Source organism: Chryseobacterium vaccae (assembly GCF_009602705.1).
GTDB classification, from domain to species: Bacteria; Bacteroidota; Bacteroidia; order Flavobacteriales; family Weeksellaceae; genus Chryseobacterium; species Chryseobacterium vaccae.
The window spans coordinates 3,974,992-3,989,184 of sequence record NZ_VSWH01000001.1 but is presented as its reverse complement, the minus strand read 5'-3'; the positions used below and the strand labels follow the sequence as shown (position 1 = coordinate 3,989,184).

Sequence of the window (14,193 nt, the reverse complement as noted above, 5' to 3'; positions counted from 1 at the left end):
TTGGTATAACAAATATAGAGCGGAAAACCGACAGAAGTTGTTAACTGCTATCAAACATTTGTTAACGAGTTGTTAATGATAAAAGATATATAGATATTTTTAGATAATATTGTTTAGGAAAATGGAAATAAAAAGACTCAATATTATTATAACGCTCGGGTTTGTTGCTATTATCGGGATTTTAATAGCCCAGCTTCTCTGGACCCGCCAGGCTTATAACCTTGAGGATAAAAAATTTAATCAAAAAGTAAATATTGCTTTACTGGAGGTCGTGGAGAAATTATCCGAAGGGAAAACGTCTTTCACTGAAAACCCGGTACAGAATATCGCTAATGATTACTATGTGGTTAATATTAACAATGAATTTCACCCTGTAGTTCTTGAACATTACCTGAAGACGGAATTTAACCGCTTTCAGATCAATACCGATTATGTATATGCCTTATACAACTGCCACAGCGATAAAATGATTTATGGAAAATACATTCCTAAAAATCAGGAAAGCTCCAATAATAAAGGGATTAGTTTTCCAAAACATAAGAATCTGACGTATTATTTTTCCATACGATTTCCGGATAAAACCACTTATCTGATCAGCTCGTTAAGGTTCTGGTATTTACTCACGTTTGCTCTCATTATCATTCTTTTAGTATATGTCTATTCCATCTATACCATTATTCAGCAGAAAAAATTCTCTGAGTTGCAACGCGATTTCATCAATAATATGACCCACGAGTTCAAGACTCCGCTGTCATCTATTCTTCTTGCTTCAGAAGCACTCAACAAACAGAATGCGATACAGGAGAACACCAAACTTCAGACGTATACTTCCATTATCATCAACCAAAGCCACAAGCTCAACAGCCATATTGAGAAAATATTGAATATTGCCAGAACTGATACTTCAGGACTATCATTAAAGCTTCAGAAGATCATACTGCTTCCGTTTGTTCAGGAAATTGCAGAGACTATAGAACAAAAGAATGAAAACCTCAGCATTCGTGTAGATATTGAAAATAATGTATCTGTAATGGCGGATGAATTCCACTTTACCAACATCATATACAACATTTTAGACAACTCTGTGAAGTATTGTGAAAAGCACCCCGAGATTACCATTTCATCTCATAAAGATTCAAAAGGTTTATATTTAAAGTTTAAAGACAATGGAATGGGGATTCCTGCTAAAAATATTCCTCATATTTTTGATAAATTTTACAGGGTGAGTACCCAAAAGAGCGATGAGGTCACTGGTTTCGGATTAGGATTATTTTATGTAAAGAAAATCGTCCAGCAGCATGGATGGAAAATTTCAGTTGAAAATAATACAGACCAGGGAATTACTATCACGATCTTTTTCCCCCTTTTAAATTAATAATGGAGAAGTAATGGAGAAATCTAAAATTTTATATGCCGAAGACGACAAAACAATCGCTTTCCTGATTCAGGACAGCCTGGAAAGTTATTATGACATCCATTGCTGCCCGGACGGTAAATCTGCCCTTGAAGCCTTCAACAGCCAAAGTTTTGACATCTGCCTGCTGGATATTATGATGCCTGAACTTAATGGATTTGAACTGGCCCAGTATATCCGCAGCAAGAACTCTGATATTCCTATTATTTTTATTTCTGCAAAAGCTTTAAAAGAAGACAGGATCAAAGGTCTTAAGATTGGTGCTGATGATTACCTTGTTAAGCCATTCAGCATTGAGGAATTAATCCTGAAAATTGAAGTTTTCCTGAAGCGCACGAAGAAAACAGATCATTTTCCGCTGAAATACAAAGTTGGAAAATTCGATTTTGATCCCAGAAACTATACTTTACAAGATCATGAAGGCAGCATCGCCCTTACCCAGAGGGAATCTGAACTGCTGTTGTATTTTATCCGTCACAAAAACACGGTTGTTAAGAGACAGGACATCCTGAAAGCCATTTGGGGAGACGATGACTACTTTATGGGACGGAGCCTGGATGTATTTATTTCCAGATTACGGAAAGTTCTTGCCGGTGAACAGAATATCCTGATTGAAAACCTCCATGGAATAGGGTTCCGATTTTCCGAAAAAACATAAGATAAAGAGAGCCGCAACTGGAAAAGAAATAACCTATTAAACCGTTTTTCTCTGATTTTTAATTAATTTTAATCTCTGAAAATTCGGCATTAATGAAAAATCACGGAACCACTCCATCTGTTTTTATCTTTCTTTTATTGTTCAGCGTAAGCCTTCCTGCTCAAAAATTTGAAAAATTAATCCAATATGTCAACCCGTTAATCGGTACCGAAAAAATGGGTCATACGTATCCCGGAGCGACTGTTCCTTTCGGAGCTGTCCAGCTGAGCCCGGAGACGGATACCATTTCTTATGAGCTTAACGGCAAATACAACGGTGAGGTTTATAAATATTGTGCAGGATACCGTTATGAAGATAAAACCATTACGGGATTCAGCTCTACTCATTTCAGCGGAACCGGACATTCAGATCTTGGAGATTTCCTGATTATGCCAACCGTTGGAAAGCTTCAGCTAAATCCAGGCACTGCCTCCCATCCCGAAAGCGGATACAGAAGCCGATTTTCTCATCAGAATGAAAAAGCCGAGGCCGGATATTATAAAGTAAAACTTGATGACTACAATATTCTGGCAGAACTGACTGCATCTGCAAGAACCGGAGTTCATCGGTATACCTTTCCCCAATCTGATCAGGCGCATATCATCTTAGATCTTACCGCCGGAATTTATAATTATGAGGGTAAAAATATCTGGACCTATGTACGGGTAGAAAATGACGGAACTGTGACTGGTTACCGCCAAACCAACGGCTGGGCCAGAACGAGAACGGTTTATTTTGCCATGAAGTTTTCAAAGCCTTTCAAATCTTACGGACAGAAAAATTATGACGGACAGCAGCCTTACAAAGGATTCTGGAGAAAATTTGATCAGACAAAAAATTTCCCGGAGATCGCAGGCAACAACTTAAAAATGTATTTTGATTTTGATACTAAAGAACAGGAAGCTATTGAAATCAAACTGGCCATTTCACCAGTCAGCCAAACCAACGCTCTGGAAAATCTGGAAAAGGAAACAGGCACATTATCCTTTGACCAGGTGAAAGCAAAAGCTCAGGAAGAATGGAATAAAGAACTGAATAAAATGATCATCAAAGGTTCTGAAACTGAAAAAGTCAATTTTTATACTGCCCTGTATCACACTTTTATCAGTCCTACTACCTATATGGATATCAACGGAGAATACAAAGGTCTGGATCAGAATATCCACAAAGCGGAAGGCTTTACCAATTATACTACATTTTCAATCTGGGATACTTACCGTGCCCTTCATCCTTTATTCAATATCATCCAGCCCAAACGGAACAATGATATGGTTAAATCCATGATGGCTCATTATAATCAATTTTCCATGAAAATGCTGCCGATATGGTCGCATTACGCCAATGATAACTGGTGTATGAGCGGTTATCACAGTGTAAGCGTTGTTGCAGATGCCATTATCAAAGGAAATTACAACGGTGATGCCAAAGAAGCATTAAAAGCCTGTATTGCTACTGCCAACAAAAGAGATTATGAAGGAATAGGATATTATATTGATAAAGGATACATTCCTGCTGAAAAGAATGGAACATCCGTTTCCAATACATTAGAGTATGCATACGACGACTGGGCCATTGCACAACTTGCCAAACACCTGGGAGAAACAGAGATCTATAATCAGTTTATCAAACGGTCTGAAAACTGGAAAAATAATTTTGATCCAGGCATCGGCTTTATGAGACCCCGCCTGGCAGACGGAAGCTTCAAAAAAGATTTTGATGTATTGAGCACCCACGGACAGGGCTTCATTGAAGGAAACTCATGGAACTACAGTTTCTTTGTCCCACAAAACCCTAATGAGCTGATCAATGCGATGGGTGGAAAGAAAAAATTTGCGTCAAAGCTGGATGAGCTGTTCACCATGCATCTTCCTGATGAGTTTTTTGCCGATACAGAAGATATTACCCGTGAAGGAATTATCGGTGGTTATGTTCATGGCAACGAACCAGCTCACCATGTGGCTTATCTTTATAACTGGGCAGGCCAGCCATGGAAAACGCAGGCCCAGATCAGACGTATTCTGGAAATGCAGTATAAAGCCACTCCGGATGGTCTTGGTGGCAACGATGATGCAGGACAGATGAGTGCCTGGTATATTTTAAGTTCTCTTGGTTTTTATCCTGTAGCTCCGGGGTCTGAAGACTATTCAATAGGAAGTCCGGCTGTTGATCACGCCATCCTTAACCTGGAAAACGGAAAGATTTTTGAGATAGAGGCAATCAATCAAAGTCAAAAAAATGTATACGTTCAGAAAGTTGTTTTAAACGGCAAAGAGATCAAAGATTTTACACTGAAACATTCAGAGATGATAAAAGGCGGAAAACTGACATTTCATATGGGCCCTAAACCCCAAAAGTAATAGTCTGATAAAATGAAAAGGCCAATCCGCGATATGCAGATTGGCCTTTTTATATTTTTGTCTTTCCGAATTTTATTCCACTTCAAAAAGCAGCCTTTCCCCGAATTTCCCTTCGGCTATCTTCCCGTTGTCATAAACAAGATGTCCGTTCACAAAGGTATGGGTTACTTTAGAATGTAAATTCATTCCCTCCAACGGGCTCCAGCCACATTTGTACAGAAGGTTATCTTTGGCAACGGTCCAGTCTGCATTTAAATCTACTAAAACCAAATCTGCTTTGTAGCCTTCTTTAATAAATCCTCTTTTTTCAACTCTGAAAAGAATGGCCGGATTATGGGACATTTTTTCAACGATTTTTTCCAGAGATATTTTACCATTTCTGTAATTCTCCAGCATCACAGGCAAAGAGTGCTGTACCAGAGGTGCCCCGGATGGACATTTTAAATATTTATTCTCTTTTTCCTCAGCAGTATGCGGCGCATGATCAGTTGCAATCACATCAATTCTTCCGTCCAGAAGAGCTTCCCAAAGACCATCTTTATCCTGTTGGGTTTTTACTGCAGGGTTCCATTTGATTAAACCGCCTTTGGTTTCATAATCTTCATTGGTAAATGTTAAATGATGAACACAAACCTCTGCGGTAATTTTTTTATCTTTTAACGGAATATCATTTCTGAAAAGTGCAGTCTCTTTTGCTGTTGAAAGATGGAAAACATGAAGTCTTGCTCCTGTTTTTTCCGCCAGTTCAATCGCCTTTGAAGAAGATTTATAGCAGGCTTCTTCACTTCTGATCAGATGATGGAATTTTACAGGAATATCTTCACCGTATTCATCAATATATTTTTGAGTATTGGCTTTAATTGTTGCTTCATCTTCACAATGAACAGCAATCAGCATTTTTGTGCTGCTGAAAATATTCTCAAGAGTTTCAGGATTATCAACCAGCATATTTCCTGTAGAGGAACCTAAAAACAACTTAATTCCCGGAACATTTCTGGGATTGGTCTTTAAAACTTCTTCAAGGTTATCATTAGTTCCTCCCATCATAAAACCGTAGTTGGCGTATGCTTTTAGAGAAGCGATCTCATATTTATTGGCCAATAATTCCTGCGTAACTGCATTAGGAACCGTATTCGGCTGATCGATAAAACTGGTTATTCCTCCTGCAATCGCTGCTCTGGATTCACTTTCAATATCTCCTTTGTGCGTCAGTCCCGGTTCTCTGAAATGTACCTGGTCATCAATAACACCCGGAAGAAGATATTTTCCGGAGCCGTCAATAATCTGGTCTGCATCTTCGGAAATTTGGGAATCTATTTTAGAGATGAGGTCATTTTCTATTAAAACATCGCCATCAAAGATTTGGCCCTCGTTAACGATTTTTACATTTTTGATAAGGATTTTCATTGTACTTTTTAGAAATTAGATGTTACATATCAGAAGCCAGAAAAGTTTTGTGCTGTCAATATAAAATGTCATTACAGAGTTCCAGCTTCTACTCTTCAGCTTCTATAAAAAACAAAATTAAGATTTATGAATGAATTTAAAGACGCTCGTTAAAAATCAATTTCTAAATATTTACATTTGCATAAAATTTTCGATTTGTATAAGAAATTATTTGGGCAGACTGCTGTATATGGACTGAGTTCTGTATTGGTGCGTATTTTTCCTTTCATCGTCGCACCCATTGTCACAAAATTTTTTGGACCTGCTGCATCGTCTCCCTTTGTAGACTGGTATTCCATTGCAGGGGTAATTACCGTATTACTCACCCATGGTATGGAAACTTCTTTTTTCAGGTTTGCACAGGAGGATAATATTGATAAAAAAACATTAATCTCCACTTGCTCGGTAAGTATCATCAGCGTAGGTCTTATTTACCTTATCTTAGGGTATGTATTCAGGTATCAGTTGGCGCAGGCCTTTGAAACTCCGGATCAGGTCAATTTTCTTATCATTTTCTTATTCATTCTGTCATTAGATGCTTTTTCCACGATTCCGTCTGCAATATTAAGACTTCAGGGCAAACCTTTTAAGTATATGCTTTCCAAGGTAGCCGGTTCTGTAGTTTATTTCCTGCTGGTTGTATTTTTTATCCGATGGCTTCCTAAGCATCCTGAAGGCATATTCGGACTGAAATACAATCCGGATTTCGGGGTAGGTTATGTTTTTGTGGCCAACCTTATCCAAAGTATCATCACTCTTTTAATTGTAGGAAAGGAATTTTTCAGCTTCAGCATCTCCAAATTCGATTTCAATTTATGGAAAAGGATTATGAACTATTCATGGCCTGTAATGATTGCAGGATTAGCAGGTATTGTTAATCAGACCCTGGACAGACAGTTTTTGAAATATTTACTTCCGGAGAACCAGGCCCGTCATCAGATAGGGGTTTATGGAGCTGTGTATAAAATAGCAACTTTTATTACTGTTTTCAGGCAGGCTTATCAGCTGGGTATTGAACCTTATTTCTTTTCAAGCTTTAAGAATAAAGACTCTCATAAAACGTATGCCGTACTGATGGATGTTTTCGTCATTTGCAGCTGCATTATTTATATGGGGCTGATGGTCAACCTTCAGTGGATCTCTGAAAAATACCTAGGAAATCCGCTTTATTATGAAGGAATTGAAATCATTCCTTTTGTAATGCTGGGCGCTTTATTTTTAGGAATATATCTTAACCTGTCTATATGGTATAAGCTATCAGATCAGACACGGGTAGGACTCTATATATCAATCATAGGAGCATGTATTACGATCCTCATCAACTTCCTGTTCATTCCAAAGTACGGATATTGGGCCAGTGCAGTTGCTGCCTTGGTAACCTTCATGTCGATGATGATTATTTCCTATGTATGGGGGCAGAAACAGTACCCTATTCATTATAATACAGGGAAAATATTAATGTATTTGGCCTTTACTGTCGGGTTCTCACTGCTGTCTTTTTATGAGTTCAGAACCAATTATCTGGTGAGTAACCTGTTCCTTCTTCTTTTTATAGGACTGGTAGCTTATAAGGAAAAGGCGATATTATCCAGAATTATAAAAAGGTCTTAGGCTTTGGTCTTTAATTTGATGCTTTTCAAGCCTGTTATTAATTAACAATTTTCCACGGATATAAATCATATCATACGGAAGGTTTTAATTGCTATCTTTAACCTTACAAATCAAACTAACTAACATAAAAAAACATTCTTAAATAGTCTATGAAAATAATTGTTCCTATGGCTGGACGCGGTTCCAGATTACGTCCACATACTCTTACTGTTCCCAAACCTCTTATTCCTATTGCCGGAAAACCAATTGTTCAGAGACTGGTGGAAGATATTGCTAAAGTAGCGGGAGAACCTATTGAAGAAGTAGCATTTATCATCGGAGATTTCGGACCTGAGATCGAAAAATCGTTAATCCATATCGCAGAAAAACTGGGTGCAAAAGGAAGCATATACTATCAGAATGATCCTCTGGGAACAGCTCATGCTATCAAGTGTGCAGAAGCTTCCATGCAAGGAGATGTGGTCATTGCCTTTGCGGATACTCTTTTCCGTGCAGACTTCCAGCTGGATAAAAATTCAGATGGTGTGATCTGGGTCAAAAGTGTAGAAGATCCGTCTGCTTTTGGTGTGGTAAAACTGGACAATTACGGTTTTATTACAGATTTCGTAGAGAAACCTCAGACTTTTGTTTCTGATCTTGCCATCATCGGGATCTATTATTTCAACAGTGCTGAAAAGCTGATGGATGAGATCAACCATATCATTGATAACGATATTAAAAACGGCGGTGAATACCAATTAACCATGGCTTTGGAAAACTTAAGAGCCAAAGGGGCAAAATTCACTTTAGGAAAGGTAAATGACTGGATGGACTGCGGAAACAAAAATGCAACCGTAGAAACCAACAGCAAAATTCTTGAATACGAAAGAGAAGAAATGATGAAATATCCTGCTTCGGCTGTTATTGAAAATTCACTGATTATCCAGCCTTGCTTTATTGGAGAGAATGTAAAAATATCCAACTCAAAAGTAGGCCCGGGAGTATCATTAGGAAATAATACAATAATTGTTAACTCCAATATTGAGAATTCCCTGATTCAGGAGAATACAAGAATCAATCACGGAAATCTTTCCAATTCCATGATTGGAAATTCGGCGCAGTATTTCGGTGTTGCAAGAGAAATTTCTTTAGGTGATTATTCCGTACTGGATTTTTTATCTAAATAAACCAAAACTTATTATTCCCAAACAAGATAATCCAAGCCACACAAAAGATTTTGTGTGGTTTGGCGTTAATATTGCAAAGTATTCTTTAATTTGAAAGATAAACACATGAAAAACTGTATCCTGATACTTTTAGTACTTCTTACCTTATCATCGTGCAAAACAAGAAATGCCGCAAAAAACAACAGCGGCAATGTGCAGGACAGCACTGTAGTTTCAGAAGATGGTAGAAAATCCAAAGATAACGGTGAATCTGTGAGAGACAAATACACCTTTTTTGAACATGTGCTTATCCCTCCCAAATTTGAGCAGATTAAAATAAACAGTAAAGTAAACGTACAGACAGGGAGCTTTATTCCGACTCTTGATGCTACCATTTATATTGAAAATGATAAAAAAGTCTGGATGAACCTTCAGGCCCTTCTATTTAATGTAGCCAGAGGAATTGCTACTCCGGAGGGGATTAAAGGCCAGGATAAGACCAGTAAAACATATATCGATTCAGATTTTGATTACCTCAATAATTTACTGAATGTAAACTTCATCGACTATAAATCCCTGGAAAAAATTCTGATGGGAAGAACTTTTGTTAAAATCAATGATTCAAATTTTACATTAACCCAAAATGCACAGGGGTTTAAAATGGTCTCCAATGCCAACCAGAAGATTGTTACCGATGAAAAAACAAGGGAATATAAAATTGTTCTGCTCTATGATACCAATTATGATTTGCTGAGCGTTAATTTAAAGGATGTTCTGTCTTCTGATGAACTGGAAATTTCTTACAGCAACTGGAATGAATACAACGGAATCCGTCTTCCAAAAAATGTTAAAATAATTATAAAAGGCTCAAAATCTAGTCAGATTTTACTGGAAAATACGAAATTTGACTTTTCGAGGATGGAAACACCTTATTCTGTACCATCCAGTTACAAGAAAATTGAGATTAAATGATTAGAAAATTTAGCTTTTTAATAGGTATTTTGATGTTCGGACTGCATCAGGGGCAGCAGAACAAGGAACAGCTTCAGAAGCAGAATGCCGAACTTAAAAAACAAATTGCACAAATAAATACAGATTTAGCGAAAACAAGAAACGAATCTAAACTTTCAGTAGCCTATCTTACCAACGTTAATAAAAAATTATCTTTAAGAGAAAAGGTGTATTCCAATACTCAGAAAGAAAAAAGATTTATTGAAGATGAGATTTATCTGCGTCAGCTGGAAATTAACCGCCAAAACAAAGAATTGGCCGTTCTTAGAAAGAATTATGCGGAAGTTCTTGTAAATGCTTATAAAAACAAAGGGGTACAGAACAAAGTAACCTTCATTCTTTCTGCCAAAAATTTAGGCGAGGCCATCAGAAGAGTACAATACCTGAAACAGTATTCTGATTACCAGGATAAAAAAGCTTCTGAAATTACTGATGCCGCTAATCAGATTAAAAAATCCATTGCTCAAAAGCAAACCTCCGTTAAGGAAAAAGAAAATCTTCTGGTGAACCAGCAGAAAGATCTTACGACCATTAATGCGGAAAGAGCCCAAAAGGAACAGTTGGTGGAAGATTTCAAGAAGAACGAATCAAAACTTACGGCTGAACTTAGACAAAAGCAGGCTCAGAATAAAGTAATAGAGGGGCAGATCAGAGCAATTATTGCTGAAGAAATCAGAATAGCAAAAGCTGAAGAAGAAGCCAGAAAGAAAGCCGAAGCTGAAAAAATACGTCTTGCCAAACTTGCTGCTGAAAGAGAAAAAGCAAGAATTGAAGCAGAAGCAAAAGCAAAAGCAGAAGCTCTTGAAAGAGAAAGAAAACTCGCTGAAGCAGAAGCTAAAAAAACAGCTGAACTCGCCGCTAAAAGAGCTGAAGAAGAGAAAAAACGAAGCGAAGAAGCCGCAAGAGCTGAAGCCAATGCCAAAGACGAAGCCAGAAGAGTTGCCGCTAAAAAAGCATATGACGAAGCGAATGCCAGAGCCAAAGAAGCTGCAGAAAAACTAACAGCAGCCAAAGCAGCAGAAACAGCCCTTGCCAAGAGAAAAGAAGAAGAGAAAAAAGCCGCAGAAACTAAAGCGATGACCAATTACGGGGTGTCTGCAGCTCCTGCCGGAAGTAATTTTGCAGAGAGCAAAGGGAGATTGGGATATCCAGCAGACAGAGCCGGACAGATTACCCACCGATTTGGAAGACAGCCGCACCCGGTTTTCAAAAATATTACGGAAGAAAATAACGGTGTTAAAATTTCAGTTCCTTCAGGAACACGCGCGAAGTCTGTATATCCGGGGTCTGTTTCTTCAGTAATGGCTAACAGTGACGGAACAAAAACCGTTATTGTGAAACACGGAACCTATTTTACGATCTATTCCAACTTAGGAAGCGTAAGTGTCTCCAAAGGACAGCAGGTTTCTGCCGGTACGCCAGTGGGTACCGTTGCTCAGGATTTTGACGGTGCTTATACCCTTGATTTCCAAGTATGGAACGGAAGTACACCAGTTGATCCATTAGGTTGGATTTCATATTAAAAAAAGCGTAACTTTGCAAAAATTTTAAGAGATGAATACACTAACAATACTTGCCTTATCTTGGCAGCACGTTCTGATCGTAGCCATACTTTTGGTCTTACTTTTCGGAGGAAAGAAAATTCCGGAACTAATGAGAGGAGTAGGCTCAGGGATCAAAGAATTTAAAGATGCGGTAAAGGAAGAAGACAAACCTGGCTCAGAAAACAAAACGTCTTCTAACTCAAATAATAATTCTTCCAGCAACTAAAAAGCCCCAGAATTAATGAATTTCACTGAAACTGCATGGAAAGTCTTCAATCAATCTATTGAAGACTATCACGTGTCTGATGACGTTAACACTCTAATTAATAACCCGTTTGAAAAAGACAGTTTGGAACGGATTTTGTATGCAAAGAACTGGATTGATACCGTTCAATGGCATTTAGAAGATATTATTAGAGATGAAAATATCGATCCTGCTGAAGCTCTTCAACTGAAGAGAACAATTGATGCTTCTAACCAGAAAAGAACAGATCTGGTAGAATATATCGACGGCTGGTTCCTTAGAAAGTTTGAAAATATAACTCCTGAACCTGATGCAAAAATCAATACAGAAACTCCCGCTTGGGCAGTAGACAGGTTATCAATTCTTGCATTAAAGGTTTATCATATGTCATTAGAAGCTAATAGAGATTCCGCTTCTGAAGAGCACCGTGCAAACTGCCAGGCAAAACTGGATGTACTGCTTACCCAGAAAGAAGACCTATCCACTTCTATAGATCAGTTGCTTGCTGATATTGAAAACGGTAAAGTTAAGATGAAGGTATACAAACAAATGAAAATGTATAACGATGAAAGTCTTAACCCAATCCTCTATCAAAAGGGGCAACAGAAATGAAAAAACTATTTTTTTTTGGAGTACTAATCATCATCACTTCCTGTGCAACGGAAAAGCTTAACCTTTCTCCGCTGTCCAATAATTTTTATAGCGAAACTAAAGGCTCTGATTCAGATAGAGGCTCAAAGAAGAGTTTTGATATCAATATCAAAGAAAATGTTAACGCTTCTGAAATCTCAAACCTTATTTCTACTTTTCCAAAGTTTAAGAATGATGGTCTGAATGAAGAGATAACAAGCTTAAAATACAGCCTTCAGAATTATCTGTATGCTATTGACGCTAATAATTTAAACGGGAAAAACAGAGCGATTAAAAGCTTCGAAAAATCATATAAGAAAATTCAAAAACTCAGACAGAATATTGAAAAGGATGACAATGAGGTTCTTAACAGGTATCTGGTTCGTCTGAAAACGAATATCTCTGTTATTGAAGATTCTTTGAAAAATTAATAATTAACTGCAGTATTAATGATTAAAATTCAGGCGGAAGCCAATGTTCCCACAGAGCACGGGACTTTCCGAATGATCGCTTTCTCTGAAAACGAAAATGACTGGATGCCCCACATGGCCATCGTAGCAGAAAATACAGACTTCACAAAACCGGTGAACGTACGTTTTCATTCAGAATGCATTACCGGAGAGGTTTTTCACTCAAAAAAATGCGAATGCGGACAACAATTGGATGCCGCAATGAAATATATCCATGAGAACGGAGGAATGATTATTTATCTTCGTCAGGAAGGAAGAAATATAGGAATCATCAATAAGCTGAAAGCCTACTCGCTTCAGGAAAAAGGATTGGACACTGTACAGGCAAATCTGGAACTGGGACTTCCTGCTGATGACCGAAATTTCGGAGTGGCTATTGAGATCCTTAATCTGTTAGATGTAAAAGATGTCAATTTGCTAACCAACAATCCTGAAAAGGTAAAATATGTAACAGAAAGCAATGTACACCTTAATTCACGGATTCCTTTACAGATTCCGGCCAATGAAATAAGCAAAGGCTATCTGAAGACAAAAAAAGACTTCTTCGGACATCTGCTGGATGACAATGATAATTAAATAAAAATAATACAAGCTTCAGATTTCTGGAGCTTTTTTTATGCCCAATCATTAGAAGAAGAGAAAAAAATCATGCATTTCTAAAGTAAATATCCTGAATCGGGTTAAGGAGTTTAAATATAAAAGGTTGGAAGATGGAAGAAGGAGGCTGGAAGTTACTTTTAGTTATAAATACTGAAAACCTCTGTAAAATCAAGAATGACATGTTAATCAATATAATTATCAGGTCGCTCCTACGGAGCTTACCTTGAATAATGTATTAAATTCTATGAACAGAGTGCTCCTAAGAAGTATGTTGAAAAAAGTTCAAATACCTCCATTTTTACAAAAATAGAACCAATCTCAATTCGGGTTAAATAGCAGCCGATGTTTCAAAGATAAACAAGATCGCGTTGTTTTTATCTTAAGCACTAGTATTTTATATTATTATATCTTTCTTTATGACTAAAAAATCAAAAGCCCCAGGATTGCTCCTGAGGCTTTTTTAATTATAAAAAACTGAAAAGATATTCTTAATTAATTCACTTTGGTAGTTTTTACCTTAGTTTCATCCAGATTATAATATTTTACTACGGCATTATAATCACTTGTATCTACTGTTGCTGCATTCTTGCTTGCTGAAGCCGGAACCAGTACAATTCTGAATCTCTGATTATTTAAATAATCGGCTCTCTCAGTTGGTGTCAACTGTGTATCAAGATCGAAATTTTCATCATCAACTCTGATTTGTACGTTCTGAGAATCAAAAACAAAATTATAATCAAATACTCTGTTGTTCGGCATACCCGTTACATTGGGAAGGTATACAGATTTTGGAATCTGCTGCCATGCATTACCAGCTGCTCTATATACCAGGACTACATCTGTTGCTTCAATATTAATTCCCTGTGTAAATGCATAACCGTTTGCATTGGTTAATGATCCTGTGATATCTCTCATTCTGGAATAGGTATCTCCATCCCCCACTACATCATCCTTATTATCACAACTGTACACAAACAATGTTGCAAAGGCAAGAAGTAAAAATGGAATTATTTTTTTCATTTTC

Annotated in this window: 13 protein-coding genes; 11 read left to right on the top strand and 2 right to left on the bottom strand. The window is 37.4% G+C overall.

Features of this window, described 5'->3' with window-relative positions:
- Nucleotides 1-121: 121 nt before the first annotated feature.
- From FW768_RS18165 to FW768_RS18155, 3 genes are all read left to right on the top strand, one after another.
- Entirely contained in the window at nucleotides 122-1,375 is a 1,254-nt protein-coding gene (locus tag FW768_RS18165) for a sensor histidine kinase (protein ID WP_153397810.1), read from the top strand.
- Nucleotides 1,376-1,388: 13 nt separating this feature from the next.
- A complete protein-coding gene (locus FW768_RS18160; RefSeq protein WP_153397808.1) occupies nucleotides 1,389-2,072 on the top strand; it encodes a response regulator transcription factor in 684 nt (227 codons plus the stop codon).
- 92 nt (nucleotides 2,073-2,164) lie between these two features.
- The gene (locus FW768_RS18155; protein ID WP_153397806.1) at nucleotides 2,165-4,468 is read left to right on the top strand and encodes a GH92 family glycosyl hydrolase; all 2,304 of its coding nucleotides are present in this window, start codon (nucleotides 2,165-2,167) and stop codon (nucleotides 4,466-4,468) included.
- 72 nt (nucleotides 4,469-4,540) lie between these two features.
- Here FW768_RS18155 and FW768_RS18150 read toward each other — a convergent pair whose 3' ends face one another.
- On the bottom strand, nucleotides 4,541-5,875 hold the full coding sequence (locus FW768_RS18150) for a dihydroorotase (protein ID WP_153397804.1): 1,335 nt from the start codon (nucleotides 5,873-5,875) through the stop codon (nucleotides 4,541-4,543).
- A 195-nt stretch (nucleotides 5,876-6,070) separates the two neighbouring features.
- Here FW768_RS18150 and FW768_RS18145 point away from each other — a divergent pair, with 195 nt between their 5' ends.
- From FW768_RS18145 to ribA, 8 genes are all read left to right on the top strand, one after another.
- Nucleotides 6,071-7,525 carry a lipopolysaccharide biosynthesis protein gene (locus FW768_RS18145; protein WP_153397802.1) on the top strand — a complete coding sequence of 485 codons (1,455 nt, stop codon included), beginning with the start codon at nucleotides 6,071-6,073 and terminating at the stop codon, nucleotides 7,523-7,525.
- 149 nt (nucleotides 7,526-7,674) lie between these two features.
- Nucleotides 7,675-8,691 carry a sugar phosphate nucleotidyltransferase gene (locus FW768_RS18140; RefSeq protein WP_153397800.1) on the top strand — a complete coding sequence of 339 codons (1,017 nt, stop codon included), beginning with the start codon at nucleotides 7,675-7,677 and terminating at the stop codon, nucleotides 8,689-8,691.
- A 105-nt stretch (nucleotides 8,692-8,796) separates the two neighbouring features.
- Nucleotides 8,797-9,642, top strand: coding sequence for a DUF4292 domain-containing protein (locus FW768_RS18135; RefSeq protein ID WP_153397798.1), 846 nt, complete (start codon nucleotides 8,797-8,799; stop codon nucleotides 9,640-9,642).
- Entirely contained in the window at nucleotides 9,639-11,204 is a 1,566-nt protein-coding gene (locus FW768_RS18130) for a murein hydrolase activator EnvC family protein (RefSeq protein WP_153397796.1), read from the top strand. The genes FW768_RS18135 and FW768_RS18130 overlap by 4 nt, the downstream gene beginning before the upstream one ends.
- Nucleotides 11,205-11,235: 31 nt before the next feature.
- Entirely contained in the window at nucleotides 11,236-11,451 is a 216-nt protein-coding gene (locus FW768_RS18125; RefSeq protein ID WP_153397795.1) for a twin-arginine translocase TatA/TatE family subunit, read from the top strand.
- Nucleotides 11,452-11,466: 15 nt separating this feature from the next.
- Nucleotides 11,467-12,081 carry a DUF4254 domain-containing protein gene (locus FW768_RS18120; protein ID WP_153397793.1) on the top strand — a complete coding sequence of 205 codons (615 nt, stop codon included), beginning with the start codon at nucleotides 11,467-11,469 and terminating at the stop codon, nucleotides 12,079-12,081.
- Nucleotides 12,078-12,530 (top strand): hypothetical protein, encoded by a 453-nt coding sequence (locus FW768_RS18115; RefSeq protein ID WP_153397791.1) that lies wholly within the window; start codon nucleotides 12,078-12,080, stop codon nucleotides 12,528-12,530. The genes FW768_RS18120 and FW768_RS18115 overlap by 4 nt, the downstream gene beginning before the upstream one ends.
- 18 nt (nucleotides 12,531-12,548) lie before the next feature.
- On the top strand, nucleotides 12,549-13,145 hold the full coding sequence (gene ribA / locus FW768_RS18110; RefSeq protein WP_153397789.1) for a GTP cyclohydrolase II: 597 nt from the start codon (nucleotides 12,549-12,551) through the stop codon (nucleotides 13,143-13,145).
- Nucleotides 13,146-13,661: 516 nt separating this feature from the next.
- Here the strand turns inward: ribA and FW768_RS18105 are convergent.
- Nucleotides 13,662-14,189: a hypothetical protein gene (locus FW768_RS18105; protein WP_153397787.1), complete on the bottom strand. Its 528-nt coding sequence runs from the start codon at nucleotides 14,187-14,189 to the stop codon at nucleotides 13,662-13,664.
- Nucleotides 14,190-14,193: the final 4 nt, after the last annotated feature.

Bases quoted from the DNA above. Each gene is read 5' to 3' on its own strand.
- FW768_RS18165 (WP_153397810.1), top strand. From the start codon at position 122: ATGGAAATAAAAAGACTCAATATTATTATAACGCTCGGGTTTGTTGCT.
- FW768_RS18160 (WP_153397808.1), top strand. From the start codon at position 1,389: ATGGAGAAATCTAAAATTTTATATGCCGAAGACGACAAAACAATCGCT.
- FW768_RS18130 (WP_153397796.1), top strand. From the start codon at position 9,639: ATGATTAGAAAATTTAGCTTTTTAATAGGTATTTTGATGTTCGGACTG.
- FW768_RS18105 (WP_153397787.1), bottom strand. From the start codon at position 14,189: ATGAAAAAAATAATTCCATTTTTACTTCTTGCCTTTGCAACATTGTTT.
- FW768_RS18120 (WP_153397793.1), top strand. From the start codon at position 11,467: ATGAATTTCACTGAAACTGCATGGAAAGTCTTCAATCAATCTATTGAA.
- FW768_RS18135 (WP_153397798.1), top strand. From the start codon at position 8,797: ATGAAAAACTGTATCCTGATACTTTTAGTACTTCTTACCTTATCATCG.
- FW768_RS18125 (WP_153397795.1), top strand. From the start codon at position 11,236: ATGAATACACTAACAATACTTGCCTTATCTTGGCAGCACGTTCTGATC.
- FW768_RS18155 (WP_153397806.1), top strand. From the start codon at position 2,165: ATGAAAAATCACGGAACCACTCCATCTGTTTTTATCTTTCTTTTATTG.
- ribA (WP_153397789.1), top strand. From the start codon at position 12,549: ATGATTAAAATTCAGGCGGAAGCCAATGTTCCCACAGAGCACGGGACT.
- FW768_RS18150 (WP_153397804.1), bottom strand. From the start codon at position 5,875: ATGAAAATCCTTATCAAAAATGTAAAAATCGTTAACGAGGGCCAAATC.
- FW768_RS18115 (WP_153397791.1), top strand. From the start codon at position 12,078: ATGAAAAAACTATTTTTTTTTGGAGTACTAATCATCATCACTTCCTGT.
- FW768_RS18140 (WP_153397800.1), top strand. From the start codon at position 7,675: ATGAAAATAATTGTTCCTATGGCTGGACGCGGTTCCAGATTACGTCCA.